We start from the raw sequence: 24,843 nt of genomic DNA, 5'->3' as shown, positions 1-24,843 counted from the left end.
ACTCAAAGACACTGCGCCGGGCGGCGCCGATCGTTCATGATTGGGCAACGTGGAGCACCCGACCGCCGCCGGCCGCTACCGGATCGACCGCCTGCTCGGATCGGGCGGCTTCGCCTCGGTCTGGCTGGGCCACGATCCCGAACTCGACTCCCCCGTCGCGATCAAGATCCTTGGCGAGCACTGGACGCTGCGCACCGATGTGCGGGACCGGTTCGTCCAGGAGGCACGGCTGCTGCGCCGGGCCGACTCGCACCGGCTGGTCCAGGTCTTCGACATCGGTGAGCTGCCAAACGGCCGGCCCTACTTCGTGATGACCTACGCCGACCGCGGCACGCTGGCGGAGCGGCTCGCGGACGGGCCGCTGCCGCCGGACGAGGCCCTGCGCACCGCCCGGGAGATCAGCCGGGGCGTGCAGGAACTGCACGACCTCGGCGTGGTGCACCGCGATCTGAAACCGTCCAACGTGCTGCTGCGGTCCGCGTCCGGCGGCGGCGAGCGGATCATGATCTCCGACCTCGGCATCGCGCGGACCGAGGACCACCTGTCGAGCCTGACGCTGCCGGCCGGTTCGCCCGGGTACATGGCGCCCGAGCAGACGCAGGTGGACGGCGCCCCCGACCGGCGCGCCGACATCTACGGCCTCGGCGCGCTCACCTACCACCTGCTGACCGGAGAGCCGCCCGCGACGCCGGCGCGTTCACCAGGCGAGACCTGGCCGGCGATCCCGCCCGCCGTGAACACGGTCGTGCTCCGCGCGCTGGAGCCCGACAGGGAGCGGCGCTGGGCGTCGGCCGCCGAGTTCGGCGAGGCCCTGGCACGGGCCGCCGCCGACATCGGCACCGATCCGTTGCCGGAGCCGCGTCCGGAGAGGGCCGAGGTCTCCCGTGCGCGCAGGCGACGGAGGATCGTGATCGCGGTGGCCGGTGCGATGGCCGTCACGGTGGCGGCCGCCGTCCTCTGGGGGTTCATCGGCCGGGGCGGCGGCGATTCCGCGGCGGGCGAGCGGGACGCGCGGTGGCTGCGCCCGGGATCCGACATCCCGGCGCGGTACCGGGACCTGATCGTCCAGGCGGGCACGTGGTGCCGGCTGCATGGGCTGAGCCCGGCGCTGATCGCGGCGATGCTGAAGGCCGAGAGCGGGTTCGACCCGCGCCTGTCCGACCCCGCGAAGGACGAGTACGGCATCGCGCGGTGGACACCGCACGTGCTGGTGTTCTGGCAGCCCGGCGGGCTCGACAACCCCGAGCCGAGGCCCGCGCAGATCACGCCGGAGCTGTCGATCCCGGCGATGGGCCGGTTCCTGTGCTTCTGGGGCAAGGACCTGAAGGACGTGCCGGGGGATCCGGCGCTGAACCTCGCCGCCGCCTACCGGAGCTCGGCGAAGACCGTCGTGAAGGCGGGCGGCGTCCCGGCCCGGTTCAAGCCGTACACCGAGAACGTGCGCCGGTACATGGACGACTACCGGCCGCGCTGAGCCCCCTTCTCGTGGCCGGTGCGCGGAACGAGCCGGAGCGCGAGCCCCGGGCACATGGCGACGGCGCGTCTCGCATCCGCCTCCAGCCGCGCCGGGATCGGCTCGGGTGGGATGACCGGATAGTCGTACTCGTCCATCCTGACTGTGCCACGCAGCACGTCGGCGCAAAGGCCGTGACCGTCGCAGCGGCTCCAGTCGACCTCCAGGCTCAGTTCCGCGCCGGTGTCGGCGGGCAGGACCCCCCGGACGGGCCGGCCGCATCCGCCCTCCGCCGCGTGCCGGGCGACGTCGGCCGCGAAGACGTCCAGGGCCGACAGCGCGAACCGGGCCGAGCCGTCGGGATGCGCGCACGCTCCGCGCCCCACGACCATCCGGGCGGCGCGCCGGACGGTGTCGCACGCCGCGGCCGCGTCGCGTCCGGCGGCGAGGTCGGCGAACGCGCCCGCGACGTCCGGCAGGCCGAGCCGGCACGGGCCGCACTGCCCGGCCGACTCGGCCGCCAGGTAGCGGGCGACCCGCGCGCACTCGCCGAGCGGACACGTGTTCCGGCCGACCGGCATGACGATCCCGGCGCCGAGGACGCCGCCGGACGCCGCCAGCCCGGCCCGCGACAACCGGGTGCGGGCCGCGGCCTCCCCGCTCAGCCAGGCGCCGTGGTAGCCGCCGACCAGCACCCCCTCGCCGGCACGGGCGCCGCACAGGTCGAGGATGTGGCCGAGCGGCGCGCCGGCGGAGGTCTCGATGACGGCGGGGAACCGGGCCGAGCCAGTAACGGTCAGCAGCACGGTGCCGGGTTCCTCCGCCGTTCCCGCCTTCGCGTAGGCGCGCGGCCCCAGCCCGGCGAGGACCGCGAGCTGGGCGTAGGTCTCGGCGTTGGACAGCAGGGTGGGCAGCCCGTCCACGCCCCGGGTGGAGGCGCGGCCCTTGCGTCCGGGCGGGACCGGGCGGCCCCCGTTGATGCCGCGGACCAGGGCGCCGCTCTCCCCGGTGACGAAGTGCTCGGGCAGCCGGACGGTGCGGGCACGGGCGCCGAGACCCCGCTCGGCCATCGCCCGCTCCACCGAGCGGGCCGCCTCCTCGTCGGTCACCGCGACGATGATCTCCACCGAGCCGAGGGCGGTCGCCGCGAGCGCCGCGCCGTCCAGGATCAGGTGCGGAGCGCGGCGGAGCAGCACCTTGTCCTTGGCGCTGCCGGGCTCGCCCTCGGTGCCGTTGACGACCACGACGGTCCGCTTGCGGCGGCGGACGGCGCTGCCGGCGGTCGCGCCGACCTTGCGGGCGAAGGGGAACGCGGCTCCGCCCCGCCCGTGCAGCCGTCCGGCCTCGCAGAGCGCGATGAGCTGCTCGGACGTGAGGGGCCGCGGCACGGGGTGCAGGGCGCGGTGCGCGTCCCAGTCGAGCCGTGCCGCGCCCTCCAGGCCCTTGGTGAGGCGCGGCGGGCCGATGTGCCGGACCGCGATCTTCGGACGTGCCGGCGCGTTCACCGCGTCCTCCCGGCCCGCCTCGCCAGGACCGGCCGCGCGGCCAGGGCCACCGCCACGGCGGCGAGGCAGATCAGGTACCCGCCCGTCACCCAGTGCGCGGGCGCGCGGCCGGACGTCAGGCCGTGCAGGACGCCGATCGGCCAGGCCGCGTACGCGGCGAGGTGCAGGACCCGCCACACCCAGGGACGGCGGGCGGCGGCGAACCGGCCCCGGGCGACACCGCCCGCGAACGCCACGATCAGCAGATAGAACGCGAGCGTGCCGAGCCCGTAGTCCCCCAGGTGGTGGAGGGAGAGCGGAAGGAACGCCTGGACGGCCCCGACCCTGTGCCGTGCCAGCTGCGAGGCCAGGTGCAGTATCAGCATCGCCACGGCGAGGAACGCGAGTGCCCGGTGCACCGCCTGCGCGTGCACGCGGTGCGCCGGGGAGAGGATCACGCGATCGGTGGCGACCACCCCGACCATGACCGTCAGCGAGAGCGACACCAGCGCGAAGACACCGCAGTAGAAGTCGAGGAACGACCCGATGGCGCGCAGTTCCGGCAGGAGCACGCCCGATGAGATACCGAGCCCCAGCAGGACTCCGACGGCTCCGGTGGCCGCCGCCGACAGCAGGACGCCCCGCGGCACCCGGCCCCGGCCCGGTGCCCGTGCCGGTGTCCGTACCGGCGGCTCCTTCTCGGCGGGGCCGCCCGGCCCCATGAGGAACGCTCTCGTCCCCTCGTGAGCGATTCCCCGTGGTCCCCCGGTGCCCGGACGCTCCCGGCCGCTTCTCATCGACGCCCCCCGTCCTCGTCAGCGCGTTCGTCCCCATGGATACGATGCGTGATCGAGCGGGTGCGGTTCGCTGATCATGGCCTTCTGACCTGGCCGGATCAGGACGGGGCCGACGGCGGCGCCGCGGTCAGCCCGCGCCGTAGACCGGCTCCGGGGCGGGCGCCTTCGCCAGGAGGTCCTTGACGACGTCGCCGACCTCGGCCGGGTCCCACCGCGCGCCCTTGCCGGCGGCCGGGCCGTGCCGGAAGGCGTCCATGACGCAGATCCTGCCGCCCTCCGCCTCGAAGACCCGGCCGGTGACGTCCCGCGATCCGGCGGAGCCGAGCCAGACGACGAGCGGCGAGACGTTCTCCGGCGCCATCGCGTCGAACTCGCCCTCGGCGGGGGCGGCCATCGTCTGGGCGAACACCTCCTCGGTCATCCGGGTGCGGGCGGCGGGCGCGATGGCGTTGACGGTCACGCCGTACCGGCCGAGTTCCGCGGACGCGACGAGGGTGAGGCCGACGATGCCGGCCTTCGCGGCGGAGTAGTTGCCCTGGCCGACGCTGCCGAGCAGCCCGGCGCCGGACGAGGTGTTGACGACCCGCGCGTCCACGGCGCGGCCCGCCTTGCTCTCGGCCCGCCAGTACCGCCCTGCGTGCTTGAGCGGCAGGAAGTGGCCCTTGAGGTGGACGCGCATGACGGCGTCCCATTCGTCCTCGCCGAGGTTGATCAGCATGCGGTCGCGCAGGAACCCGGCGTTGTTGACCAGCGTGTCGAGCCGCCCGAACGTGTCGATCGCCGTGCCGACCAGGGCGGCGGCGCCGGCGTCGGTCGCGATGTCGTCGGTGTTCGCCACCGCCCTGCCGCCGAGCGCCTCGATCTCCCGGACGACGTCGTGAGCCGGCCCCTCCGAGGCGTCGCCCGTGCCGTCCCTTGCGATGCCGAGGTCGTTCACGACGACGAGGGCGCCCTGCCGGGCGAACTCCAGCGCGTGCGCACGGCCGAGCCCGCGTCCGGCACCGGTGACGGCGACCACGCGGTCCTTGCAGATCATCGTGACTCCTCCTTGTTCACAGTGGCGGCGTCCAGGAAGGCGGGGCGTTCTCCCCCGCCGTGGACCTGCATCGACGAGCCGGTGACGTAGGACGCCAGGTCGGACGCCAGGAACACGCACGCGGCGCCGATGTCGTAGGGATCGGCGAGGCGGCCGAGCGGGACGGTCCGCGCGACCGCCGCCACACCGTCCTCGTCCCCGTAGTGCAGGTGCGCCAGTTCGGTGCGGACCATCCCGAGGACCAGGGTGTTGACCCGGATGTGCGGCGCCCATTCCACGGCCAGGGACTCGGTGAGGCTGTGCAGGCCGGCCTTCGCGGCGGCGTACGCGGCGGTGCCGGGTGACGGCCGCACCCCGCTCACGCTGCCGATGTTGATCACCGAGCCGCCGCCGTGCCGCAGCATCGCCGGCCGCAGCGCCCGGGACATGATCAACGCCGAGGTGAGATTCAGTTCGATGATCTTGACGTGGGTGCGCAGGCTCCCGTCCGCCACCGGCAGGTACGGAGCCCCGCCCGCGTTGTTGACCAGCACGTCGACGCGGTCCAGGCCGTCGGCGAACGCCTGCGCGGCCTCCGGGTCGCGCACGTCCAGCGAGACGAACCGGGCCGTCCGGCCGTCCGCCTCGGGCAGGGTCTCCGGCTCGCGCCTGGCGACCGCGAGGACGTCGGCGCCCGCCTCCAGGAAGGCGCGGCTGATCCCGGCGCCGACCCCGCGCACGCCGCCCGTCACCACGACGGTCCTGCCGTCCAGGTCGAGCGTCAGAGACATCCGGCCTCCCTCTGCTACCTTCTGTTCTAACAAATGTTTGGTGGAAAGGTAGCGCATGGGAGTCTCCACCACGACCCTGGACGGGGTCGCCGAGATCGTCGTGGACGCGCCGCCGGTCAACGCCCTGACCGTCGCGGGCTGGTACGGGCTGGCCGACGCGGTGCTCGCGGCGGGCCGCGATCCCGGGGTCGGCGCCGTCGTGCTCCGCGCCGAGGGCCGGGGCTTCAACGCGGGCGTCGACATCAAGGAGATGCAGAGCACCGACGGCCACACAGCCCTGGTCGGCGCCAACCGCGGCTGCTTCGCGGCGTTCGCCGCCGTCTACGACTGCGAGGTCCCGGTCGTCGCCGCAGTGCACGGCTTCTGCCTCGGCGGCGGTATCGGCCTCGCCGGCAACGCCGACATCGTCGTCGCGTCGCAGGACGCGTACTTCGGCCTCCCCGAGGTGGACAGGGGAGCGCTCGGCGCCGCCACCCATCTGGCCCGGCTCGTCCCGCAGCACCTGATGCGCGCGATGGTCTACACGTGCCGCAATGTCACGGCAGAGGAACTGCACCACCACGGCTCGGTGCTGGAAGTCGTCCCGGCGGGCGAGTTGCGCGCCAAGGCGCTGGAGGTCGCCGCGGACATCGCCGCCAAGGACCGGTACGTGATCCGGCGCGCCAAGGAGTCGCTGAACGGCATCGACCCGGTCGACGTCAAGCGCAGCTACCGCTACGAGCAGGGCTTCACGTTCGAGCTCAACCTCGTCGGCGCGGGCGACGAGCACCGCGACGCCTTCGTCGCCAAGGGGGCGGAATGAGCAAGGTGCTGTCGGTCGAGGACGTCGCCGGGTCGCTGGAGAGCGGCATGACGGTCGGGATCGGCGGCTGGGGCTCGCGCCGCAAGCCGATGGCCCTGGTCCGGGCGATCCTCCGCTCCCCCGTCACCGACCTGACCGTGGTGACCTACGGCGGCCCGGACGTGGGCCTGCTGTGCGCGGCCGGGAAGATCCGGCGGCTGGTCACCGCGTTCGTGACCATGGACTCGATCCCGCTGGAGCCGCATTTCCGGCAGGCGCGGCAGTCCGCGGCGATCGAGCTGACCGAGTACGACGAGGGCATGTTCATGTTCGGGCTGTACGCGGCGGCGCACCGGCTGCCGTTCCTGCCCACCCCGGCCGGGCTCGGCTCGGACGTGATGAAGGTCAACCCGGAGCTGCGGACGATCCGGTCGCCGTACGAGGACGGCCAGGAGCTCGTCGCCGTCCCCGCCCTGAAGATGGACGTGGCGCTGGTGCACATGAACCGCGCCGACGCACGCGGCAACGCCCAGTACCTCGGCCCCGACCCCTACATGGACGACCTGTTCGCGAAGGCCGCGGACCGGACGTACGTGTCGTGCGAGCGCCTCGTCGACACGGCCGACTTCGCCAAGGAGGGGCCGATCCAGTCGCTGCTGATCAACCGGTCGCAGGTGACGGGCGTGGTGGAGACGCCGAACGGCGCGCACTTCACCGACTGCGTGCCCGACTTCGGGCGGGACGAGAGGTTCCAGAAACTGTACGCGCAGTCGGCGGCCGACCCGGAGAAGTGGGCGGCCTTCAGCGACCGTTTCCTCTCCGGCGACGAGGCCGCGTACCAGGACGCCGTCCGGGTCTGGCGGGAGGAGTCCCGATGAGCACTGCGACGAGGGCCGAGATCACGAGGGCCGAGGTGTGCGCCGCGGCGTGCGCGGACCTCTTCCGCGGCGACGGGGAGATCGTCGCGGCGGCGGTGGCCGGATTCGTGCCGATGCTGGGGTCCCGGCTGGCGCGGGCGACGTTCGCGCCCGGGCTGCTGACGACCGACGGCGGGCCGTCGCTGAGCGCCGAGCCCGTCCCGCTCGGCGGGTCGGCCGAGACGGCCGAGGGCTGGCTGCCGTTCCGCGACCACCTGTGGCTCGTCCTGAACGGGCGCCGGCACGTCGTGATGGGCCCGAGCCAGATCGACGCGCACGGCAACACCAACATCTCCTGCATCGGCGACTGGGACCGGCCGACGCGGCAGCTGCTCGGGGTGCGCGGCGGGCCCGGGAACACGCTGCTGAACACGACGAGCTACTGGGTGCCGAAGCACTCGACGCGGGTGTTCACCGAGAAGGTCGACATGGTGAGCGGCGTCGGCTGGAACCGCGGCGCGCACGAGATCCGCGCCGTGGTGACCAACCTGGCCGTCCTCGACTTCGACACTCCGGACAGGCGCATGCGGCTTCGCTCCGTCCACCCCGGAGTGAGCGCCGGCGACGTGGTGGCCGCGACGGGCTTCGAGCTGGCCGTCCCGGACGAGGTCCCCGAGACGAGGACGCCGGACGGCGAGGAGCTGCGGATCATGCGCGAGGTCCTCGACCCGAAGGGGCTGCGCGAGAGGGAGGTCCCCTCCTGATGGAGCAGCTGCTCGATACGCCGCTGACCCGGCTGGCGGGCGTGCGGCACCCGGTCGTCCAGACCGGCATGGGATGGGTGGCCGGGCCACGGCTCGTCACGGCCGTGGCGAACGCGGGCGGTCTCGGGATCCTGGCGTCCGCGACGATGACGCTCGATCAGCTCGCGGACGCGATCCGCGAAGTGAAGGACCGCACGGACGCGCCGTTCGGCGTCAACCTGCGCGCCGACGCCGGCGACGCGGGCGACCGCATCGACCTGCTCATCAAGGAGGGCGTGAAGGTCGCGTCGTTCGCGCTCGCGCCGAAGAAGGAGCTGATCGCCAAGCTCAAGGACGCGGGGCTCGTCGTGATCCCGTCAGTCGGCGCGCGGCGGCACGCGGAGAAGGTCGCGGGCTGGGGCGCGGACGCGGTGCTCGTCCAGGGCGGTGAGGGCGGCGGGCACACCGGCGCCGTCGCCACCACGCTGCTGCTGCCGCAGGTCGTGGACGCCGTCGACATCCCGGTCATCGCGGCCGGCGGCTTCTTCGACGGGCGCGGCCTCGCCGCGGCGCTCGCCTACGGCGCGGCGGGCGTCGCGATGGGCACCCGGTTCCTCCTGACGTCCGACAGCTCGGTGCCGGACGCGGTCAAGCAGGTGTACCTGGAGACCGGCGAGACCGTGGTGACGCGACGGGTGGACGGGATGCCGCACCGGGTGCTGCGCAGCGAGCTGGTCGACGCTTTGGAGGGCTCGGGCCGGGCCGGCGGGCTCGTCCGGGCCGTGCGCAACGGCGCCCGGTTCAAGCGGCTGTCCGGCATGTCGTGGCGCCAGATGATCGCCGACGGGAAGGCGATGAAGCACGGCAAGGACCTGTCGTGGTCGCAGGTCCTGATGGCCGCCAACACCCCGATGCTGCTGAAGGCGGCCATGGTGGACGGCCGCCCGGACCTCGGCGTGATGGCATCCGGTCAGGTCGTCGGCGTCATCGACGACCTGCCGAGCTGCGCCGCGCTGATCGACGGAATCGTGACGCGGGCCGCCGAGACCATCGCCGCGCAGCAGTCGCTCCTGGCGGGCCGGTCCGGTACGCGTTAGGCCAGTACGCGTCAGTCCGGTACCCGCAGGCCGCGCAGCACGGCCGCCAGTCCCCCGCGGAACTCTTCTTCGGGGCCGATGTCACGGGCGTGCCGCGCGGTCCCGGCCATGTGGGGGAATTCACCGGCGGGCAGCTCGGCGATGGCGGCGGTCCCCGCCCCTGAGAGCGCGCCCAGGTGCTCCAGCTGGATCGCGCCGACGATGTAGGCGAGCAGGGCGCGCAGCGCGATGGCGGCACGCGGCCCCGTGATGCCCGCGTCCGCGAGGATGCCGGCGACCGTCTCGCCCCAGCACAGCGACCCCGCCGAGTCGTGCCGGTGGGTGAGCGTCAGCGGCATGATCGACGCGTGGGCGCCGAACGCGTCCCGCAACCGCAGGGCCATGGTCTCGATCCGCGCGTCCCATGGTCCCTCAGGCGGCGGCGCGGGGTCGACCTCGGCGTACACGAGATCGACGACGAGCCCTTCCAGCTCCTCGCGGTCGCGCACGTACCGGTAGAGCGCCATGGTGCTCATCCCCAGTTCCTTGGCGACGGCGCGCATGGACAGCCCGGCGAGCCCGTCCCGGTCGATGACGGCGAGCGCGGCTCCGGCGAGCCGCTCGGGGCTGAGCGAGCGTGGTCGAGGCATGGCACTTGACAGCGTACGGCATACGCTTACGATCGTAGGCGTACGCCATACACCTACAGGGAGCGCCCATGCACCTCGCGCCCGGTTCCGACGTCCCGGCACGGGAGCTGACCCCGGTCGACGGCCCGCCCGTCCCGGTCCCCGACCCCGGCCGGCTCGTCCATCTGCAGTTCCGCCGCTTCGCGGGCTGCCCCATCTGCAACCTGCACCTGCGCTCGATCGTGGTGCGGCACGACGAGATCAAGGCTGCCGGGGTCCGCGAGGTGGTCGTCTTCCACTCGACGGCGGAGGAACTGCGCGAGCACGTGGGCGGCCTGCCGTTCGCGGTGGTCGGCGACCCGCGGAAACGGCTGTACGCGGAGTTCGGCGTCGAGTCCGCGCGCCGCGCCCTTCTCGATCCGCGCGTCTGGTGGACGGTCGTCCGGGCCGTCGCCATCGGCACCTGGAGGATCATCCGGGGCCGGGACCGAGCGCCCAGGCTGTGGCCGGATGGTGGGCGCTTCGGCCTGCCCGCCGACTTCCTCATCGGCGGCGACGGCCGCGTCGTGGCGGCCAAGTACGGCGAGCACGCGTACGACCAGTGGACGGTCGACGAACTGCTCTCCCTCGCCGCGCAGGCCCCGAACCCGTCTGAGAGGCACTGAGATGAGCGCGTTCGACCGCGTCGAGGACGCCGCCCGCTACGAGGTGGTCTGCGGCGGCTTCGATCCCGTCCTGTTCCGGGCCGCTTCGATCCGTCCCGCCGACCGCGCGTTCCGCGACTTCGTCAGCGAGGGCGGGGAAGGCGACGCGCGGGCCGCGCTCACCGACGCGGCCCGCGCGTTCGAGACGCCCGAGGGCGTCCGGCTGCGCAGCACGGCCTGGCTGGTCGTCGCGTCCTGACGGTCAGCTCACCGCGAGGACGAGCTTGCCGGTCGTGGCACCCGACTCGATGCGCTCGTGCGCCTCGGCGGCCTGCTCCAAACGCAGTTCCTCGACCTGGACCCGCAGGTCGCCCGAGGCGGCTGCCGCGACGGCCCGCCGCAACGCTCGTCCCGCCTCGGCCGGTGACACCCCGGCGAACGCCGCCAGGTTGAATCCCGACACGGTCTTGTTGGTGAACCACAGCTCGTTCGCCGAGACGCCGACATCATCGGCACCGGACGCGTTCCCCATCACGACCATCCGCCCCATCGGGGCGAGGGCGTCGAGGCTGGCGCGGCGTGCCGGGCCGCCGACCATGTCGACGACGATGTCGAACCCGCGCCCGCCGGTGAGGGCCGCGACCTCGCCCGGCAGGTCGTCGCGGAGCACGACGTCTTCGTACCCGAACCCGCGCGCGGTCTCGATCTTGGCGGGGCCGCCGACCGTGCCGGCCACCCGGCCCGCACCGAGCAGCCGGGCGGCCTGGCCGAGCTGGCTGCCCACTCCCCCGGCCGCCGCGTGCACCAGTACCGTCTCGCCCGGTTCGATGCGCGCGACGCGGTCGAGGACGAGGAACGCGGTGGTGCCGTTGGACGGGACGGCCGCCGCGACGTCCAGCCCGAGGTCCAGTCCGTCGAGCGGCGCGACGAGGTCGGCGGAGGTGACCGCGACCTGGGCGTAGCCGCCGCTGTCCACGATCGTCAGGGCGGCGACGGGCTGGCCCCTGCGCAGTCCCTCGACGTCCGGGCCCACCGCTCGGACGTGCCCGGACACCTCGATGCCCGGCACGAACGGCAGCGGAACGTCCACCACGCCCTGCCTGTACAGGACCTCGGCGAAGTTCGCCCCCGCGTACGCGACGTCGATCGACACCTGGCCCGGGCCAGGCTCGGGAACCTCCACCTCGGCCCGGCGCAGGACGTCCGCGCCGCCGAACTCGGGAATCGTGACCGCCTTCATCAGTACCGCCCTCCCACGGCCGCGGGGACGTCGTCCAGTTCGGCCAGGTCGGCCTCGGTGAGGTCCAAGCCGGCGGCGCCGGCGTTGTCGTGCAGGTACCGCTGCTTCTTGGTGCCGGGGATCGGGATGACATGCTCGCCCTGCGCGAGCGTCCAGGCGATTGCGACCTGCGCGGGCGTGGCGCCGTGCCGGGCGGCGACCGCCTTCACGACGTCCACGATGCGCAGATTGGCCTTCAGCGCGTCCTCCTGGAAACGGGGGTTGCCGCCGCGGAAGTCGGTGTCCTCGAATTCGGCGCCGGTGACCGTCCCGGTGAGGAAGCCGCGGCCGAGCGGCGAGAACGGCACGAACGCGGCACCGTTGGCGGCGCACCACCCGACCACGTCGCCGGGGCCCTCCCCCGTGCCGGGGGTGTCGCCCGGCAAGACGCCCGCCACCGCGCCGGGCGCGCCCATCGCGTCGCGCGTCCACAGGGACAGCTCGGACTGGACGGCCGCGACCGGGTGGATCGCGTGCGCCTCGGTGGCCTGCGCGACGCCGACCTCCGACAGGCCGAGCCTGCGGACCTTGCCCTCGGCGACCAGCTCCGCCATCGCGCCCCAGCTGTCGGAGAGCGGCACCTCAGGGTCGACCCGGTGCAGGTAGTACAGGTCGATCACGTCGGTGCCGAGACGGCGCAGGCTCTCCTCGGCGGACGCCTTGACGTGCTCCGGCCTGCCATTGCGGACGATCTTCCTCGTGGCCATCGACTCCACGACCAGACCCGTCTTGGTCGCGACGACCGCCTCGTCCCGGCGCCCGGCGAGCGCCCGGCCGACGAGGGTCTCGTTGTGGCCGTCGCCGTAGGGCTGCGCGGTGTCCAGGAACGTCACGCCGAGGTCGAGAGCCTCCCGGATCAGCGCGACGGAGTTCTCGTCATCGCGTTCCGACTCGCTGTAAGCCCAGCTCATTCCCATGCACCCGAGCCCGACCGCACCGACCCGCGTCCCGGCGAATTCACGCGTCCTCATTGAGATTCCCTTCATGGTTCTCGTTCTGAGGACGATCGTGCTGGAGGCGCCGGCGGGGTGACAGACTCCGTTCATCCTGGGTGTGGCACCACCAGCCTGGCGCCGGGAGGATCAGCTGGCGGCGGCCAGGCCGCGGCGGGCCATCAGCTTCTCGAGGCGTTCCTGCGTGCCCGTGCCCGGCCGCGGGTTGTGCAGCACCAGATGGTGGCCCGGACGGTCGGCCAGTGGCAGCAGGGTGCCCTCGAAGATCAGCTCGCCCGCGTCCGGATGCCTGATCCCCTTGACCGCCTGCGCGTTCGCGCTCACCTCGTGGCGGGGCCACAGCTCCGCGAACTCCGGGCTGACCGCGATCATGTCCTCGATGAGCCGGCCGAACTCCGGGTCGTCCGGATAGCGGGCGACGTCGGCGCGGAACCGCGCGACGACGTCGGGCGCGGCTGCGGCCCAGTGCGTGTGCATCGACCGGTACCGGACGTTCGTGAAGTACGTCACCAGGCAGTTGTGGTCGGTGTCGCCGTACCCGAAGACCTCGCGGGCGGCGTCGTTGATCGCGACGAAGTTCCAGTGCCGGTCGCGCACGTACGCGGGCCGCGGCGACCACGCGTCCAGCACCCGCTGCAACTCCGGCGTGATCGGGACGGCGGGGCCCACTTCGGCCTGCGGCGGGTTCAGGCCGGCCAGCAGGTACAGGTGCTCGCGCTCGGCGCCGTCGAGCCGCAGCGCACGGCCGATGGCGTCGAGCACGTCCCCGGACACCTTGATGTCGCGGCCCTGCTCCAGCCACGTGTACCAGGACACCCCGACCCCGGCGAGCACCGCGACCTCCTCGCGGCGCAGGCCCGGTGTCCGCCGCCGTCCCCCGTCGGGCATGCCGACGTCGGCGGGGGTGAGCCGGGCCCGGCGGGTGCGCAGGAAGTCGCGCAACTCGTCGCGGCGGCGGCCGGGGGCTGAGGCGGGAGTCTGGCTGGCCATACGGCCACGATATCCGCCACTCGGGAGGCGGCCCGAGCGAGCGCCGACCATGATCGCGTAGGCGGTGGAGCGGCCCCCGCGGCCGGGGCCTAGGCTGTCGCCATGATCGGCTCGGGGACGTCGCCGGCGCGCTTCGCGCGCGGCGGGTTCCTCGCGGCCGCGTGCACGATGCTCGTGCTCGGCGGGCACGTGCTCGGCGGTGGCGGGAAGTGCTGCCTGCCGCCGCTCCCGGCGGTCCTCGGCGCGGGGGCCGTGGTGGGCACGCTGTGCGTGGGCCTGGCCGGCCGGATGCTGTCGTTCCCCCGGATCCTCGCCGTCGTCGGATGGGCACAGCTCGCCTTCCACCTGGCGTTCGCGCTCGCGGGCTCGTCCCCTGCCCACCACATGGAGCCGGCCGGCGTTCCTGCCGCGCCGCCCGGCCTCGCGATGGGCCCGGCGATGCTGGCCGGGCACGCCGTCGCCGCGGTCGCCGCGGCGATCCTGCTGTCCGGTGCCGAGCACGCCGTCTGGTGGCTGTTCGGCGCCGTCTTCGCGATCGTCCTCGTCCGGGTGGCGATCCGCCCGGCGTCGCCGCACCGCCCGCCGTGGCGGGTGGTCGTCGCCGCCGACCCGGCGCCGCGTCTCGGCGTCCTGCTGGCCCGCGCGGTCTCCCGCCGCGGTCCCCCGGTGGTCCTCCGGCACGCCGCCTGACCCCGCCGCCCGGCGGGCGGTCCGGCGTGCCTTCGGCATGCCATCCGACCACCGGAAGAGGGAAATCCCCCATGTTCGATCGCAAGCCGTCCCGTCTTGCCATGCTGGCCGCCATGGCGGCCGTCGCGCTCGCGGGCTGCTCCACACCGTCCGCGGACGAGGAGCCCGCGGCCGCTCCGGCCGCGCCCGGCCCCACGTCGTATCCGCTGACGATCCGCAACTGCGGCCAGAAGGTGACCTTCACGCGGCCGCCGCAGCGCGTGCTGATCCTCAACGGCACGTCCGTCGCCGAGTCCGAGAGCTTCGTCCTGCTCGGGCTGCAGCGGAACGTCCTCGCCAACGCCCAGTCCTACGGGGTGTCGGACGACCCGTCGATGGTCGCGGCGATCAAGGCGATGCGCACCGGCGGGCTCACCATGAACCGCAACTTCGAGGTGCCCGCCGAGCAGGTCCTCGCGGCCAGGCCCGACCTGGTCGTGTCCACCTGGTCGGGCGGGTTCGACGCCAAGCGGGGGCTCGCCACCCGCGAGCAGCTCGCCGCGGCCGGCATCAACACCCTCGTCAACCCGGTGAACTGCGCCTACGGCAAGCCGGACGCCGGCGAGGCGGAAAAGCGCGCCCATGAACGGATCTCCATCGGCTCGTCCTACGAGTTCCTGACGCTGCTCGGCAGGGTCTTCGACGTCCAGCGGAAGGCGGCGGACGTCTCGGCGGGCCTGCGGCGGCGGATCGACGCCGTGCGCGGCCGGGTCGCCGGGAGGCCACCCAAGCGGGTGCTCATCGTGTATCCGGGGATGTCGATGATGAACGCGAACGGGCTGCCGGCCGTGCTGACCGGGCGGATCACCGACGACGTCATCGGCGCGGCGGGCGGCGTCAACGCCTTCGCCGGACGCTCCAGGGACGTGACCAGCACGCTGACCAAGGAGCAGCTCGCGACCGCGAAGGTGGACGTCCTGGTGGTGGGCGCGTTCACCCCCTCCGAGGACCCGGCCGCCGAGGCGGACAAGCTGTTCCGGGCCTATCCGCAATGGCAGGCGTCCAGGACGCGCACCCACACGGCCGTCGCGGACGGCGCGTTCCTCGGACCGCTCAACGCATGGGCCGTCGAGAAGATCGCGAAAGTGGTGCACCCCGATGCCTGACACCCGGACCGCCGCCGGAACGCCCGCCGCGCGGCAGGCCGGCGGCTCGCGGCGCGGCCCGCACATGGTGTCGGGACGCGCGACCGGCGTCCTGATCGCGGGCCTCACCGCCGCCCTGGTCGCCGTCACCATCGCGGCGATCTCCATCGGATCGGTGAACCTGCCCGCCGGCGCGGTCTGGCGCGTCGTCGGCGCCCACGTCACCGGCGCCTCGTCGCCCGACCCGCTGCGCGACCAGGTGATCTGGGAGATCCGGACCCCCCGCGTGCTGGTCGCGGCGCTGGCCGGGGCCGGACTCAGCGTCGCGGGGGTCGCGCTGCAGGCACTCGTCCGCAACCCGCTCGCCGACCCCTACGTCCTCGGCGTCTCCGCCGGTGCCTCGCTGGGCGCGGTGCTGGTCATCTCGTTCGGCGCGGCGGCCCTCGGCGGCATCGGGGTGACCGGCGCGGCGTTCACGACGGCGGTGCTGAGCGTCCTCGCGGTGTACGCGCTGGCGCAGCGCGGCGGGCGGCTGCTCGACTCCCGGCTCGTCCTGGCCGGGGTCGCGGTGGGGTACCTCTGCTCGGCCGCCACGAGTTACGTCCAGCTGCAGGTGAACCCGGCCGAGCTGCAGGGCCTGATGTTCTGGCTCATGGGCAGCGTCGCGGGCGCGGCCTGGTCCGACCTCGGCCTGCCCGCCGCGGTGATCGCGGCGTGCACGGCGTTCCTGCTCCTTCAGGGGCGGAACATGAACGCGCTGATGGCCGGGGACGACGCGGCCGCCGGGCTCGGCACCTCGGTGCAGGCCCTGCGGATCTCGCTGCTCGTCATCGCCTCGCTGCTCACCGCGACCTGCGTCAGCGTCGTCGGCGGGATCGGTTTCGTCGGGCTGATGGTGCCGCACGCCGCCCGATTCCTGGTCGGCGCCGACCACCGGCGGGTGCTGCCCGTCGCGTCCCTGGCGGGTGCGGTGTTCCTCGTCGCCGTCGACATCGCCGCCCGCACCGCGGACCGGCCGAACGAGCTGCCCATCGGCATCTTCACCACCGGCCTCGGGGTGCCGTTCTTCCTCTGGCTGCTGCGGCGGCGCCCGGGAGGTGCGCACTGATGCGGCTGGTCATCGCGGGTGTCACCGCCGAGATCGACGGCACGCCGATCGTGTCCGGGGTGGACCTGGTCGCCGAGCCGGGCGCGTTCGTCGGGCTCATCGGGCCGAACGGCAGCGGCAAGTCGACGCTGCTGCGCACCGTGTACCGCTCGCTGCGCCCGGCCGCCGGCGCCGTCCTGCTCGGCGAGGACGACCTGTGGCGCATGAAGGCCCGGCGGGCGGCACGGCGCCGGGCCGTCCTCACCCAGCACGGCGACCTCTCCGGAGAGTTCTCCGTCGCCGAGGTCGTCGCGATGGGACGCGCTCCGCACAAGGGCGTCCTCGACCGGGAGAACGCGGCGGACCGCGCCGTGATCGGCGAGTCGCTCGAACGCGTCGGCCTCGGCCACGCGTCCGGGCGGCTGTTCTCGACCCTCTCGGGCGGGGAGCGGCAGCGCGTCCTCGTAGCGCGGGCGCTGGCACAGGAGGCGCCGCTGCTGATCCTGGACGAGCCGACCAACCACCTCGACGTCCGCGCGCAGCTCGACCTGCTCGACCTGGTCAGGTCCCTCGGCCTCACGCTGCTGGCCGCGCTGCACGACCTGGACCACGCCGCCGCCTACTGCGATCACCTTGTGGTGCTCGAACACGGGAAGGTCCGGGCATCGGGTCCGCCGCTGGAGGTGCTGACGCCGGACTTCGTCGCCGAGGTGTTCGGTGTGCGGGCGCACATCGGCGCCCATCCGATCACCGGCCGTCCCCACATCGCGGTCGCGGCCTTGGGCGGCGGAGCATGACGCCCTTACCGGGCTAGGCGACGGTTCCGGCGGAGCGGAGGGCCGCGATGGCGGTGTCATCGCGGCCCAGCTCGCGCAGGACCGCGTCGGTGTGCTCGCCGAGTGCCGGGATCGGGTCCATGCGGGGCTCGGCGTCCGCGAACGTGATCGGCGGCAGGAGCGCCCGGATGTCGCCGACCGGGGAACCCACCTCGCGCCAGCGGTCTCGCTCGGCGAGCTGCGAATGGGCGATCAGGCCGTGGGCGTCGTTCAGGGACGCGTTCGGGACGCCCGCCTCGTCGAGCCGCCGCAGCAGTTCGTCCCGTCCCATGCGGGACGTGACGCCGGCGACGATCGCGTCCACCTTCTCCCGGTTGCGGACCCGCGCCTGGTTCGTCGCGTACTCGGGGTCGGTCACCAGGTCGGGCCGGTCCAGCACGCCCGTGGCCAGGGCCGCCCAGCCGCGGTCGTTCTGGACGCCGATGACCACGTCCACGCCGTCCGAGGTCGGGTAGGCGTCGTAGGGGGTGATCACGGGGTGGCTCAGCCGGGTGCGCGGCGGAGGCGAACCCGTGTAGAGCGTCGTGTACATCGCCTGGCTCATCCACTCGGCGACCGCGTCGAACATGGTGATCTCGATCGAGGCGCCCCGCCCGGTGGTGCCGCGCCGGACGAGCGCGGCGAGCGTCCCCGAGAAGGCGTACATGCCGGCCGCGATGTCGGCCAGCGGCGAGCCCGCCTTCGCCGGCGTCTCCGGGGTGCCGGTGACCGAGATCAGCCCGGCCTCGGCCTGGACGAGCATGTCGTAGGCCCGCTTGTCCCGGTACGGACCGCGCGTCCCGTATCCGGACATGTCGACCACGATCAGACGGGGGTCGCGGGCCCGCAGGACGTCCGCGCCGAACCCGAGCCGCGCCGCCGCACCGGGCGCCAGGTTCTGCAGGAACACGTCGGCGCCGGCGACCAGATCGGTGAGGATCGCGCGCCCCTCGTCCCGCTTGAGGTCGAGCGCCACCGACTCCTTGGACCGGTTGAGCCAGGCGAAGTGGGTGCCAAGCCCGCCGCGCACGCCCGTGTCGTACGCGCGGGCGAAATCGCCGCCGTCCACCCGCTCGATCTTGATGACGCGTGCACCCTGGTCGGCGAACTGCCGCGTGGCGAACGGCGCCGCCACCGCCTGCTCCAGCGCGACAACGGTGATCCCCTCAAGCGGAAGCCCGCCGACGTCCGAGAAACGACCTCCACCCGCGGTCATCGGTCGGCCTCCAGGAGTCTGCGGCCGATGATCATTTTTTGGATGTCGGCGGTGCCCTCGCCGATCAGGAGCATGGGGGCCTCCCGGTAGAGGCGTTCGATCTCGTACTCCGTGGAGTAGGCGTAGCCGCCGTGGATGCGGAAGGCGTCCTCGACGACCTCCTTGCAGTACTCGCTGGCAAGGTACTTGGCCATGCCCGCCTCAAGGTCGTTGCGCTCGCCGGAGTCCTTGCGGCGCGCCGCCATCACCATCATCTGGTGCGCGGCCTCGACCTTGGTCGCCATCTCCGCGAGCCGGAACAGGACGGCCTGGTGCTCGGCGATCGGCCGGCCGAACGTCTCGCGCCGCCGCGCATAGTCGAGGGCCAGCTCGTACGCGCGCCTGGCCACGCCGCACCCGCGCGCCGCCACGTTGACGCGGCCGACCTCGACGCCGTCCATCATCTGGTAGAAGCCGCGGCCGGGCGTCCCGCCGAGGATCTGGGCGGACGGGATGCGGTACCCGTCGAAGATCAGCTCGGTGGTGTCGACGCCCTTGTAGCCCATCTTCTCGATCTTGCCGGGGACGGTGAGGCCGGGCGCGACCTCGCCGAAGCCCGGGGACTTGTCGACGAGGAACGTGGTCATGCCGCGATGCCCGGCCTCGGGGTCGGTCTTGACGAGAGTGGCGACGAGGTTGGCCGAGCCGCCGTTCGTCAGCCACATCTTCTGGCCGTCGATGACGTGGTCGTCCCCGTCCGGGACGGCGCGGGTCCTGATGGCCGAGACGTCCGAGCCGCACCCGGGCTCCGACATCGAGAACGCGCCGCGGATCTCGCCGGTCGCCATCTTCGGCAGGTAGTGCGCCTTCTGCTCGGGCGTGCCGTGATGGGCGATCATCCAGGCGACGATGAAGTGGGTGTTGACGATGCCGGACACGCTCATCCAGCCCCGCGACAGCTCCTCCACGACCAGCGCGTACGTCAGCAGCGACTCACCGAGCCCGCCGTGCTCCTCACCGATCGTCAGGCCGAAGAGCCCGAGGTCCTTCATGCCGTCCACGATCGCCTGCGGGTACTCGTCGGCGTGCTCCAGCCGGGTCGCGACCGGGAGGATCTCCTTGTCGGCGAACGCCCGGACGGTCGCGATGATCTCCCGCTGCTCGTCCGACAGCCCGTGGGTCTGCTGCAACCTGCTCACGATCTGCTCCTCCCCTAGCGGCCCTCGAAGCGCGGCGTGCGGCGCTCGTCGAACGCGGCGCGGCCCTCGGCGAAGTCGGCGGTGCCGAACAGGACGGCCTGCTCCTCCCGCTCCGCCTCCAGCAGCCGCTTGAGGCTGTGGTCGGCGCGGGCCAGGAGGCGTTTGGCCGCGGCGACCGACAGCGGAGCGAGCGCGGCGGCCTCGGCGGCGCGTTCGAGGGCGGCCTCAAGGGCCCTGCCCGGCGGGGCGAGAGAGTCGGCGAGGCCGATCTCGAAGGCGCGGGAGGCGGGCACAGTCCGGCCGAACACGAGCATCTCCTTGGCGCGGCCCAAGCCGACGCGCTGCGGGAGCGTCCAGAGCAGCCCGCCGTCCGCGACGAGGCCGACCTTGCCGAAGGCGGCGACGAACCGGGCGTCCTCGGCGGCGACCACGTGGTCGCACACGGCGGCCAGGGAGACGCCGAGCCCGGCGGCGGCGCCCTCGACGGCCGCGATCACCGGCGTCCCGCAGGTCGCGATGAGCCGGACCGCCTTGTGCACGGGCGCGAGCCTGGCCCGGACGGCGTCGGGACCGGCCCCCTCCATCGACCGGACGTCGCCGCCCGCCGAGAACGTCCCGCCCGCGCCGGTCAGCACGATGGCCCGGACGCCGGGGTCGTCCGCCGCGCGCCGCAACTCGTCCAGGAGGGACTCCCGCATCGCCATGTCGATCGCGTTGCGGGCCTCGGGCCGGTTCAGCGTGACCACCCGTGCCGGACCGTGGTCGGCGGTGGTGACCACGGGCTCGCGTGCCGGTTCAGCGTCCCGGTCGTCCATCAACCCTCCTGGAAATTTTTTATACGATATGAGAGAAGACGCGACGATGGGAAGAGGGCGCCCGCCGTCAGCCCTCCCAGAAGCCCTGCCCCTCCAGATGCACCACCAGCAGAGTGCCCGCGTGCCGGATGTGGGCGCGCATCGCCTGCCGCGCGCCGTCGGCGTCCCCGGCCCGCAGCGCGGCGAGGACGAGGTGGTGGTCGTCGACCGACGCCTGGGTCCAGCCCTCGATGCTGGAGTAGAAGCGGCGCGGCGCGTACCGGACCACGAGCTGCAGCAGCCAGGACGTCTTGGGCGACCCGGCGCACAGGTTGATCACCCGGTGGAACTGGTGGTTGGCGCGCTCGATGGCCGCCGAGTCCCGCGTCTTCGACGCCTCCTCCAGGAGCGCCTGCGTCCGGTCGAGGGACTCCAGCTCCGCCTCGGTGATCTTCCCGGCCGCGCGGGCGGCGAGCTCGCCGGCGAAGTACGCCTGGGCCTCGAACAGGTCCTGGACGTCCTGCCGGGTCAGCGGCGCCGGCATGAACCCGCGCCGCGGCTCCAGCGTGACGAAGCCCTCCCCGCGCAGCGACAGCAGCGCCTCCCGGACGGGGGTCACGCTGATCCCGAGGTCCTCGGCGATCCGCTCCAGGCGCAGGAACTCCCCATGCTTGACCTGGCCCGACATGATGAGCTCGCGGACGTAGGCGGCCACCTCGTCGCTCAGCTGGCGGCGCCTGCCGAGGGCCTGGTCACCGGAAAGGGCCACAGTCATCGTCTCCCGTGCGCCTGGCTGAAGGTGATCACATTATGGACGGCCGCGCCGTTGACAGCCGGTATTTTCAAATCAAATATATGAGATACCGCAGCGACGCGGGAGGAGAACGGCAGCCGTGTTCACGCTCAGCGCCGAGGAGCGCGCCATCGTCGAGGTCGTCGCGGACTTCGTCGACAATGAGGTCCGTCCCGCCGCCCGCGACCTGGAGCACGCGGACGCCTACCCCGAGCACCTCATCGACCGCATGAAGGAACTCGGCGTCTACGGGCTCGCCGTGCCCGAGCCGTACGGCGACGTCAGCGTCTCCAAGGCGTGCTACGCGCTCGTCACCGAGGAGCTGGCACGCGGCTGGATGACCCTCGCGGGCGCGTTCGGCGGCCACACGGTCGTCTCCCACCTGCTCGCGGTCTTCGGCACCGAAGAGCAGAAGTCCCGGTACCTGCCACGGATGGCGACGGGCGAACTGCGCGCCACGATGGCGCTCACCGAGCCGTCCGGCGGCTCCGACCTGCAGGCGATGAACACGACCGCGCGGCGGGACGGCGACCGCTACGTCGTCGACGGCGCCAAGATGTGGATCACCAACGCACGCCGGTCGGGCCTGATCGCGCTGATGTGCAAGACCGACCCCGCCGCGTCCCCCAGGCACAAGGGGATCAGCATCCTGCTCGTCGAGCAGGGGCCAGGCCTGACCGTCTCCCGTGACCTGCCCAAGCTCGGCTACAAGGGTGTGGAGAGCTGCGAGCTGTCGTTCGACGGCTATGAGGCACCGCTGGACGCGGTGCTCGGCGGCGAGGAGGGACGCGGCTTCGCCCAGATGATGCGCGGCCTGGAAGTGGGCCGCATCCAGGTCGCGGCGCGTGCGCTGGGCGTCGGGCGGGCCGCCCTGGAGGACTCCCTGCGCTACGCCCAGGAACGTGAGGCGTTCGGCAAGCCGATCTGGATGCACCAGTCCGTCGGCAACTACCTCGCCGACATGGCCACCCAGCTCCAGGCGGCGCGCCTGCTCACCCTCGATGCCGCCGAACGCCTCGACGCCGGCGAGCGGTGCGACATGGAGGCGGGCATGGCCAAGCTGTACGCGTCCGAAGCGGCGATGCAGATCGCGCTGAACGCGGTCCGCATCCATGGCGCGGCGGGCTACTCCACCGAATTCGACGTCGAGCGCTACTTCCGCGACGCCCCGCTCATGATCGTCGGCGAGGGGACGAACGAGATCCAGCGCAACGTGATCGTCAAGCAGCTCATCGGGCGGCACCGGATCCAGGGGCCGATCTAGGGAGTGGAGGCCGGGTCCTCCCCCGCCCGGATCCAGTCGAACGTGCGCTCCACGGCGCGTTTCCAGTTGTCGTACTCGGCGGCGCGCCGTCCCGGCTCCATGGCCGGAACCCACCGGGCGGCCCGGTGCCAGTTGCGGCGCAGCCCTTCGAGCCCCGCCCAGTAGCCGACGGCGAGCCCGGCGGCGTAGGCGGCGCCGAGCGACACCGTCTCGACCACCATCGGCCGCGCCACCGGCACGTTCAGCACGTCGGCGACCATCTGCATGACCAGGTTGTCGGACGTCATGCCGCCGTCGGCCTTCAGCTCCTTCAGGCTGAGCCCGGAGTCGGCGTTCATGGCGTCCACGACCTCGCGGGTCTGCCAGCCCGTCGCCTCCAGCACCGCCCGCGCCAGGTGGCCTTTCGTGATGTAGGACGTGAGGCCGACGATGATGCCGCGGGCTTCGCTGCGCCAGTGCGGGGCGAAGAGCCCGGAGAAGGCCGGGACGATGTAGCAGCCGCCGTTGTCGTCGACCGTCCGGGCCAGGGTCTCGATCTCCGGCGCGCTGGTGATCAGCCCGAGGCCGTCCCGGAACCACTGGACGAGCGCACCCGTGATCGCGATCGAGCCCTCCAGGGCGTACACGGCGGGCTCGTCGCCGATCTTGTAGCCCACCGTGGTGAGCAGCCCGTTGTCCGACCTGACCGGCGTGGTGCCGGTGTTCATCAGCAGGAACGCGCCGGTCCCGTAGGTGCACTTGGTCTCGCCCGGGGAGAAGCACGTCTGCCCGAACAGGGCGGCCTGCTGGTCACCGAGGGCGGCGCCGACACGCACGCCGGGGAAGACGCGGCGGGCCGTTCCGTACGTCTCCGTGGACGACCTGATCTCCGGCAGCATCGCCTTCGGCACGCCGAAGAAGTCGAGCAGGCCGTCGTCCCAGCTCAGCGTGTGCAGGTCCATGAGGAGGGTGCGGCTGGCGTTGGTCACGTCGGTGACGTGGACGCCGCCGTCGACGCCGCCGCTGAGGTTCCAGATCAGCCAGCTCTCCATCGTCCCGAACAGGACCTCGCCGCGTTCGGCGCGTTCGCGCAGGCCGGGCGTGTGGTCGAGCATCCAGCGGATGCGCGGCGCGGAGAAGTAGGTGGCCAGCGGCAGCCCGCTGCGCTCGGTGACCATCGCGGCGCCCGGGGCGCGGCCGAGCTCGTCCACCAGGGTGCCGGTGCGCATGTCCTGCCAGACGATGGCGCGGCCGATCGGGACGCCGGTCAGCCGGTCCCACAGGACGGTCGTCTCGCGCTGGTTGGCGATGCCGACGGCCGCGACCTGGTTCGTCGTGACTCCCGCCTGGGCCAGGGCCTCGGGAGCGATGCGCTCAAGGTTGCGCCAGATCTCCATCGGGTCGTGCTCGACCCAGCCGGGTTTCGGGAAATGCTGCCGGTGCTCGCGCTGCGCCACCGACACAAGGCGGCCACCGTGGTCGAACAGGATGCACCGCGTCGACGTGGTGCCCTGGTCGATCGACATCACGTAACGTTCGGTCACGATCGGCCCCCTCCCCCTGGGTGCGCCCCCGCCGCCGCGGCGTCACCAGCGCGAGCCGCCGAGGTCGCGGGAGACGGCGCGGGCCGCGTCCCGGACGTAGGCCACCAGTCTCGGCTGGGGGACGCGGCCGGCGTCGCAGATCCGCTCGACCGCCCCGGAGATGCCGATGGCGCCGACGACGAGTCCTCCGTACCCGCGGATCGGGGCGGCGATGCCGGCCTCGCCGATGGACAGTTCCTCGGTCTCGGCGGCCCACCCGTTCTCCCGGACACGGGTGGCGGCGCGTGCGAGTTCGCGGGGGTCGGTGATGGTCCGCCGGCAGTAGGACTCCAGGACGGTGTCGCGGATGGACGCGGCGGCGTTGGCGTCGTGGGCGAGCAGCGTCTTGCCGAGCGCGGTCGCGTGCAGCGGCAGCAGCGAGCCGACGTCCATGGCCTGGAGCGTGTCGTCCGGGCGGAACACGTGGTGGACGACCAGGACCTGGCCGTCCAGCAGCGTCCCGATCCGCACGGCCTCGCCGCTGCGCGACGCGAGCGCGTCGGCCCAGTTGATGGCGCGGGACCGCAGCTCGTTGACGTCCAGGTAGCTGGTGCCGAGATGCAGCAGTGCCGCGCCGAGCTGGTACTTGCCCGTGCCGCCGTCCTGCTCGACGAAGCCGACGCGCTCCAGCGTGCGCAGGATCCCGTGCGCGGTGCCCCGGGCGAGGCCCAGCGAGGTCGCGATCTCGCCCACCCCCAGCCGGCCCGAGCTCGCGGCGAGCAGGCGCAGGATCGCGGCCGCCCGTTCGATCGATTGCACAGGTCCGGGCATGGATTCGATGGTAGTTCGCCCGGCGAGGTGCCGACAATGTCGGCAGTCGTCGCGATC

General features: G+C 73.0%; 26 protein-coding genes. 12 read left to right on the top strand and 14 right to left on the bottom strand.

Features of this window, described 5'->3' with window-relative positions; genetic code table 11:
• The first annotated feature begins 49 nt into the window (after positions 1-49).
• Positions 50-1,474 carry a protein kinase domain-containing protein gene (locus ACQPXG_RS18865; protein WP_433469005.1) on the top strand — a complete coding sequence of 475 codons (1,425 nt, stop codon included), beginning with the start codon at positions 50-52 and terminating at the stop codon, positions 1,472-1,474.
• Here ACQPXG_RS18865 and ACQPXG_RS18860 read toward each other — a convergent pair.
• From ACQPXG_RS18860 to ACQPXG_RS18845, 4 genes are all read right to left on the bottom strand, one after another.
• On the bottom strand, positions 1,459-2,958 hold the full coding sequence (locus ACQPXG_RS18860; RefSeq protein ID WP_433469004.1) for an NADH-ubiquinone oxidoreductase-F iron-sulfur binding region domain-containing protein: 1,500 nt from the start codon (positions 2,956-2,958) through the stop codon (positions 1,459-1,461). The genes ACQPXG_RS18865 and ACQPXG_RS18860 overlap by 16 nt on opposite strands.
• Entirely contained in the window at positions 2,955-3,659 is a 705-nt protein-coding gene (locus ACQPXG_RS18855; RefSeq protein ID WP_433469003.1) for a hypothetical protein, read from the bottom strand. Before ACQPXG_RS18855 ends, ACQPXG_RS18860 begins: the two co-directional genes overlap by 4 nt.
• A gap of 202 nt (positions 3,660-3,861) precedes the next feature.
• Positions 3,862-4,770: an SDR family oxidoreductase gene (locus tag ACQPXG_RS18850; protein WP_433469002.1), complete on the bottom strand. Its 909-nt coding sequence runs from the start codon at positions 4,768-4,770 to the stop codon at positions 3,862-3,864.
• Positions 4,767-5,540, bottom strand: a complete 774-nt coding sequence (locus tag ACQPXG_RS18845; RefSeq protein WP_433469001.1) for an SDR family oxidoreductase — start codon at positions 5,538-5,540, stop codon at positions 4,767-4,769. The genes ACQPXG_RS18850 and ACQPXG_RS18845 overlap by 4 nt, the downstream gene beginning before the upstream one ends.
• Before the next feature lie 55 nt (positions 5,541-5,595).
• Here ACQPXG_RS18845 and ACQPXG_RS18840 point away from each other — a divergent pair, with 55 nt between their 5' ends.
• Genes ACQPXG_RS18840 through ACQPXG_RS18825 form a run of 4 tightly spaced genes read left to right on the top strand, consistent with a single transcriptional unit; the run spans position 5,596 to position 9,018 of the window.
• Positions 5,596-6,342: an enoyl-CoA hydratase family protein gene (locus tag ACQPXG_RS18840; RefSeq protein ID WP_433469000.1), complete on the top strand. Its 747-nt coding sequence runs from the start codon at positions 5,596-5,598 to the stop codon at positions 6,340-6,342.
• Entirely contained in the window at positions 6,339-7,199 is an 861-nt protein-coding gene (locus tag ACQPXG_RS18835; protein ID WP_433468999.1) for a CoA transferase subunit A, read from the top strand. Before ACQPXG_RS18840 ends, ACQPXG_RS18835 begins: the two co-directional genes overlap by 4 nt.
• Positions 7,196-7,942 carry a CoA-transferase subunit beta gene (locus ACQPXG_RS18830; protein WP_433468998.1) on the top strand — a complete coding sequence of 249 codons (747 nt, stop codon included), beginning with the start codon at positions 7,196-7,198 and terminating at the stop codon, positions 7,940-7,942. The genes ACQPXG_RS18835 and ACQPXG_RS18830 overlap by 4 nt, the downstream gene beginning before the upstream one ends.
• The gene (locus tag ACQPXG_RS18825; protein WP_433468997.1) at positions 7,942-9,018 is read left to right on the top strand and encodes an NAD(P)H-dependent flavin oxidoreductase; all 1,077 of its coding nucleotides are present in this window, start codon (positions 7,942-7,944) and stop codon (positions 9,016-9,018) included. The genes ACQPXG_RS18830 and ACQPXG_RS18825 overlap by 1 nt, the downstream gene beginning before the upstream one ends.
• 11 nt (positions 9,019-9,029) lie before the next feature.
• Here ACQPXG_RS18825 and ACQPXG_RS18820 read toward each other — a convergent pair whose 3' ends face one another.
• The gene (locus ACQPXG_RS18820; protein WP_433468996.1) at positions 9,030-9,647 is read right to left on the bottom strand and encodes a TetR/AcrR family transcriptional regulator; all 618 of its coding nucleotides are present in this window, start codon (positions 9,645-9,647) and stop codon (positions 9,030-9,032) included.
• Positions 9,648-9,715: 68 nt separating this feature from the next.
• Here ACQPXG_RS18820 and ACQPXG_RS18815 point away from each other — a divergent pair, with 68 nt between their 5' ends.
• Positions 9,716-10,291, top strand: a complete 576-nt coding sequence (locus ACQPXG_RS18815) for a peroxiredoxin-like family protein (protein WP_433468995.1) — start codon at positions 9,716-9,718, stop codon at positions 10,289-10,291.
• Between the two features lies 1 nt (position 10,292).
• Positions 10,293-10,529, top strand: a complete 237-nt coding sequence (locus ACQPXG_RS18810; protein ID WP_433468994.1) for a hypothetical protein — start codon at positions 10,293-10,295, stop codon at positions 10,527-10,529.
• A 3-nt stretch (positions 10,530-10,532) separates the two neighbouring features.
• On the opposite strand, the gene ACQPXG_RS18805 is transcribed toward ACQPXG_RS18810, so the two are convergent.
• The 3 genes from ACQPXG_RS18805 to ACQPXG_RS18795 all read right to left on the bottom strand — a co-directional run bounded on the left by ACQPXG_RS18805 (position 10,533) and on the right by ACQPXG_RS18795 (position 13,492).
• A complete protein-coding gene (locus tag ACQPXG_RS18805) occupies positions 10,533-11,510 on the bottom strand; it encodes a quinone oxidoreductase family protein (RefSeq protein WP_433468993.1) in 978 nt (325 codons plus the stop codon).
• Positions 11,510-12,520: an aldo/keto reductase gene (locus ACQPXG_RS18800; protein WP_433468992.1), complete on the bottom strand. Its 1,011-nt coding sequence runs from the start codon at positions 12,518-12,520 to the stop codon at positions 11,510-11,512. Before ACQPXG_RS18800 ends, ACQPXG_RS18805 begins: the two co-directional genes overlap by 1 nt.
• A 111-nt stretch (positions 12,521-12,631) precedes the next feature.
• On the bottom strand, positions 12,632-13,492 hold the full coding sequence (locus tag ACQPXG_RS18795) for a helix-turn-helix transcriptional regulator (RefSeq protein ID WP_433468991.1): 861 nt from the start codon (positions 13,490-13,492) through the stop codon (positions 12,632-12,634).
• Positions 13,493-13,594: 102 nt separating this feature from the next.
• On the opposite strand from ACQPXG_RS18795, the gene ACQPXG_RS18790 reads away from it, so the two are divergent.
• The 4 genes from ACQPXG_RS18790 (at position 13,595) to ACQPXG_RS18775 (ending at position 17,190) form a co-directional block, all read left to right on the top strand.
• Positions 13,595-14,182 carry a hypothetical protein gene (locus tag ACQPXG_RS18790; protein ID WP_433468990.1) on the top strand — a complete coding sequence of 196 codons (588 nt, stop codon included), beginning with the start codon at positions 13,595-13,597 and terminating at the stop codon, positions 14,180-14,182.
• Positions 14,183-14,253: 71 nt separating this feature from the next.
• Positions 14,254-15,327 carry an ABC transporter substrate-binding protein gene (locus tag ACQPXG_RS18785; protein ID WP_433468989.1) on the top strand — a complete coding sequence of 358 codons (1,074 nt, stop codon included), beginning with the start codon at positions 14,254-14,256 and terminating at the stop codon, positions 15,325-15,327.
• Positions 15,320-16,414: a FecCD family ABC transporter permease gene (locus tag ACQPXG_RS18780; protein ID WP_433468988.1), complete on the top strand. Its 1,095-nt coding sequence runs from the start codon at positions 15,320-15,322 to the stop codon at positions 16,412-16,414. The genes ACQPXG_RS18785 and ACQPXG_RS18780 overlap by 8 nt, the downstream gene beginning before the upstream one ends.
• Entirely contained in the window at positions 16,414-17,190 is a 777-nt protein-coding gene (locus tag ACQPXG_RS18775; protein ID WP_433468987.1) for an ABC transporter ATP-binding protein, read from the top strand. The genes ACQPXG_RS18780 and ACQPXG_RS18775 overlap by 1 nt, the downstream gene beginning before the upstream one ends.
• A 13-nt stretch (positions 17,191-17,203) precedes the next feature.
• Here the strand turns inward: ACQPXG_RS18775 and ACQPXG_RS18770 are convergent, their stop codons facing one another.
• The 4 genes from ACQPXG_RS18770 to ACQPXG_RS18755 all read right to left on the bottom strand — a co-directional run bounded on the left by ACQPXG_RS18770 (position 17,204) and on the right by ACQPXG_RS18755 (position 21,171).
• Positions 17,204-18,424 (bottom strand): CaiB/BaiF CoA transferase family protein, encoded by a 1,221-nt coding sequence (locus tag ACQPXG_RS18770; protein ID WP_433468986.1) that lies wholly within the window; start codon positions 18,422-18,424, stop codon positions 17,204-17,206.
• Positions 18,421-19,602: an acyl-CoA dehydrogenase family protein gene (locus tag ACQPXG_RS18765; RefSeq protein WP_433468985.1), complete on the bottom strand. Its 1,182-nt coding sequence runs from the start codon at positions 19,600-19,602 to the stop codon at positions 18,421-18,423. Before ACQPXG_RS18765 ends, ACQPXG_RS18770 begins: the two co-directional genes overlap by 4 nt.
• Before the next feature lie 14 nt (positions 19,603-19,616).
• Positions 19,617-20,417, bottom strand: coding sequence for an enoyl-CoA hydratase/isomerase family protein (locus ACQPXG_RS18760; protein WP_433468984.1), 801 nt, complete (start codon positions 20,415-20,417; stop codon positions 19,617-19,619).
• A 67-nt stretch (positions 20,418-20,484) separates the two neighbouring features.
• A complete protein-coding gene (locus tag ACQPXG_RS18755; protein ID WP_433468983.1) occupies positions 20,485-21,171 on the bottom strand; it encodes a GntR family transcriptional regulator in 687 nt (228 codons plus the stop codon).
• A 118-nt stretch (positions 21,172-21,289) separates the two neighbouring features.
• On the opposite strand from ACQPXG_RS18755, the gene ACQPXG_RS18750 reads away from it, so the two are divergent.
• Positions 21,290-22,453 carry an acyl-CoA dehydrogenase family protein gene (locus ACQPXG_RS18750; protein ID WP_433468982.1) on the top strand — a complete coding sequence of 388 codons (1,164 nt, stop codon included), beginning with the start codon at positions 21,290-21,292 and terminating at the stop codon, positions 22,451-22,453.
• On the opposite strand, the gene glpK is transcribed toward ACQPXG_RS18750, so the two are convergent.
• Entirely contained in the window at positions 22,450-23,976 is a 1,527-nt protein-coding gene (gene glpK, locus ACQPXG_RS18745; protein WP_433468981.1) for a glycerol kinase GlpK, read from the bottom strand. The two genes, ACQPXG_RS18750 and glpK, sit on opposite strands and share 4 nt — an antisense overlap.
• A 42-nt stretch (positions 23,977-24,018) precedes the next feature.
• Positions 24,019-24,786, bottom strand: a complete 768-nt coding sequence (locus ACQPXG_RS18740; protein WP_433468980.1) for an IclR family transcriptional regulator — start codon at positions 24,784-24,786, stop codon at positions 24,019-24,021.
• Positions 24,787-24,843: the final 57 nt, after the last annotated feature.

The sequence above is a fragment of the Spirillospora sp. CA-128828 genome (assembly GCF_050945415.1).
In the GTDB taxonomy this organism is placed as follows: Bacteria; Actinomycetota; Actinomycetes; order Streptosporangiales; family Streptosporangiaceae; genus Spirillospora.
The sequence above is the reverse complement of the archived record's forward strand: the minus strand, read 5'-3'. Positions and strand labels throughout refer to the sequence as shown.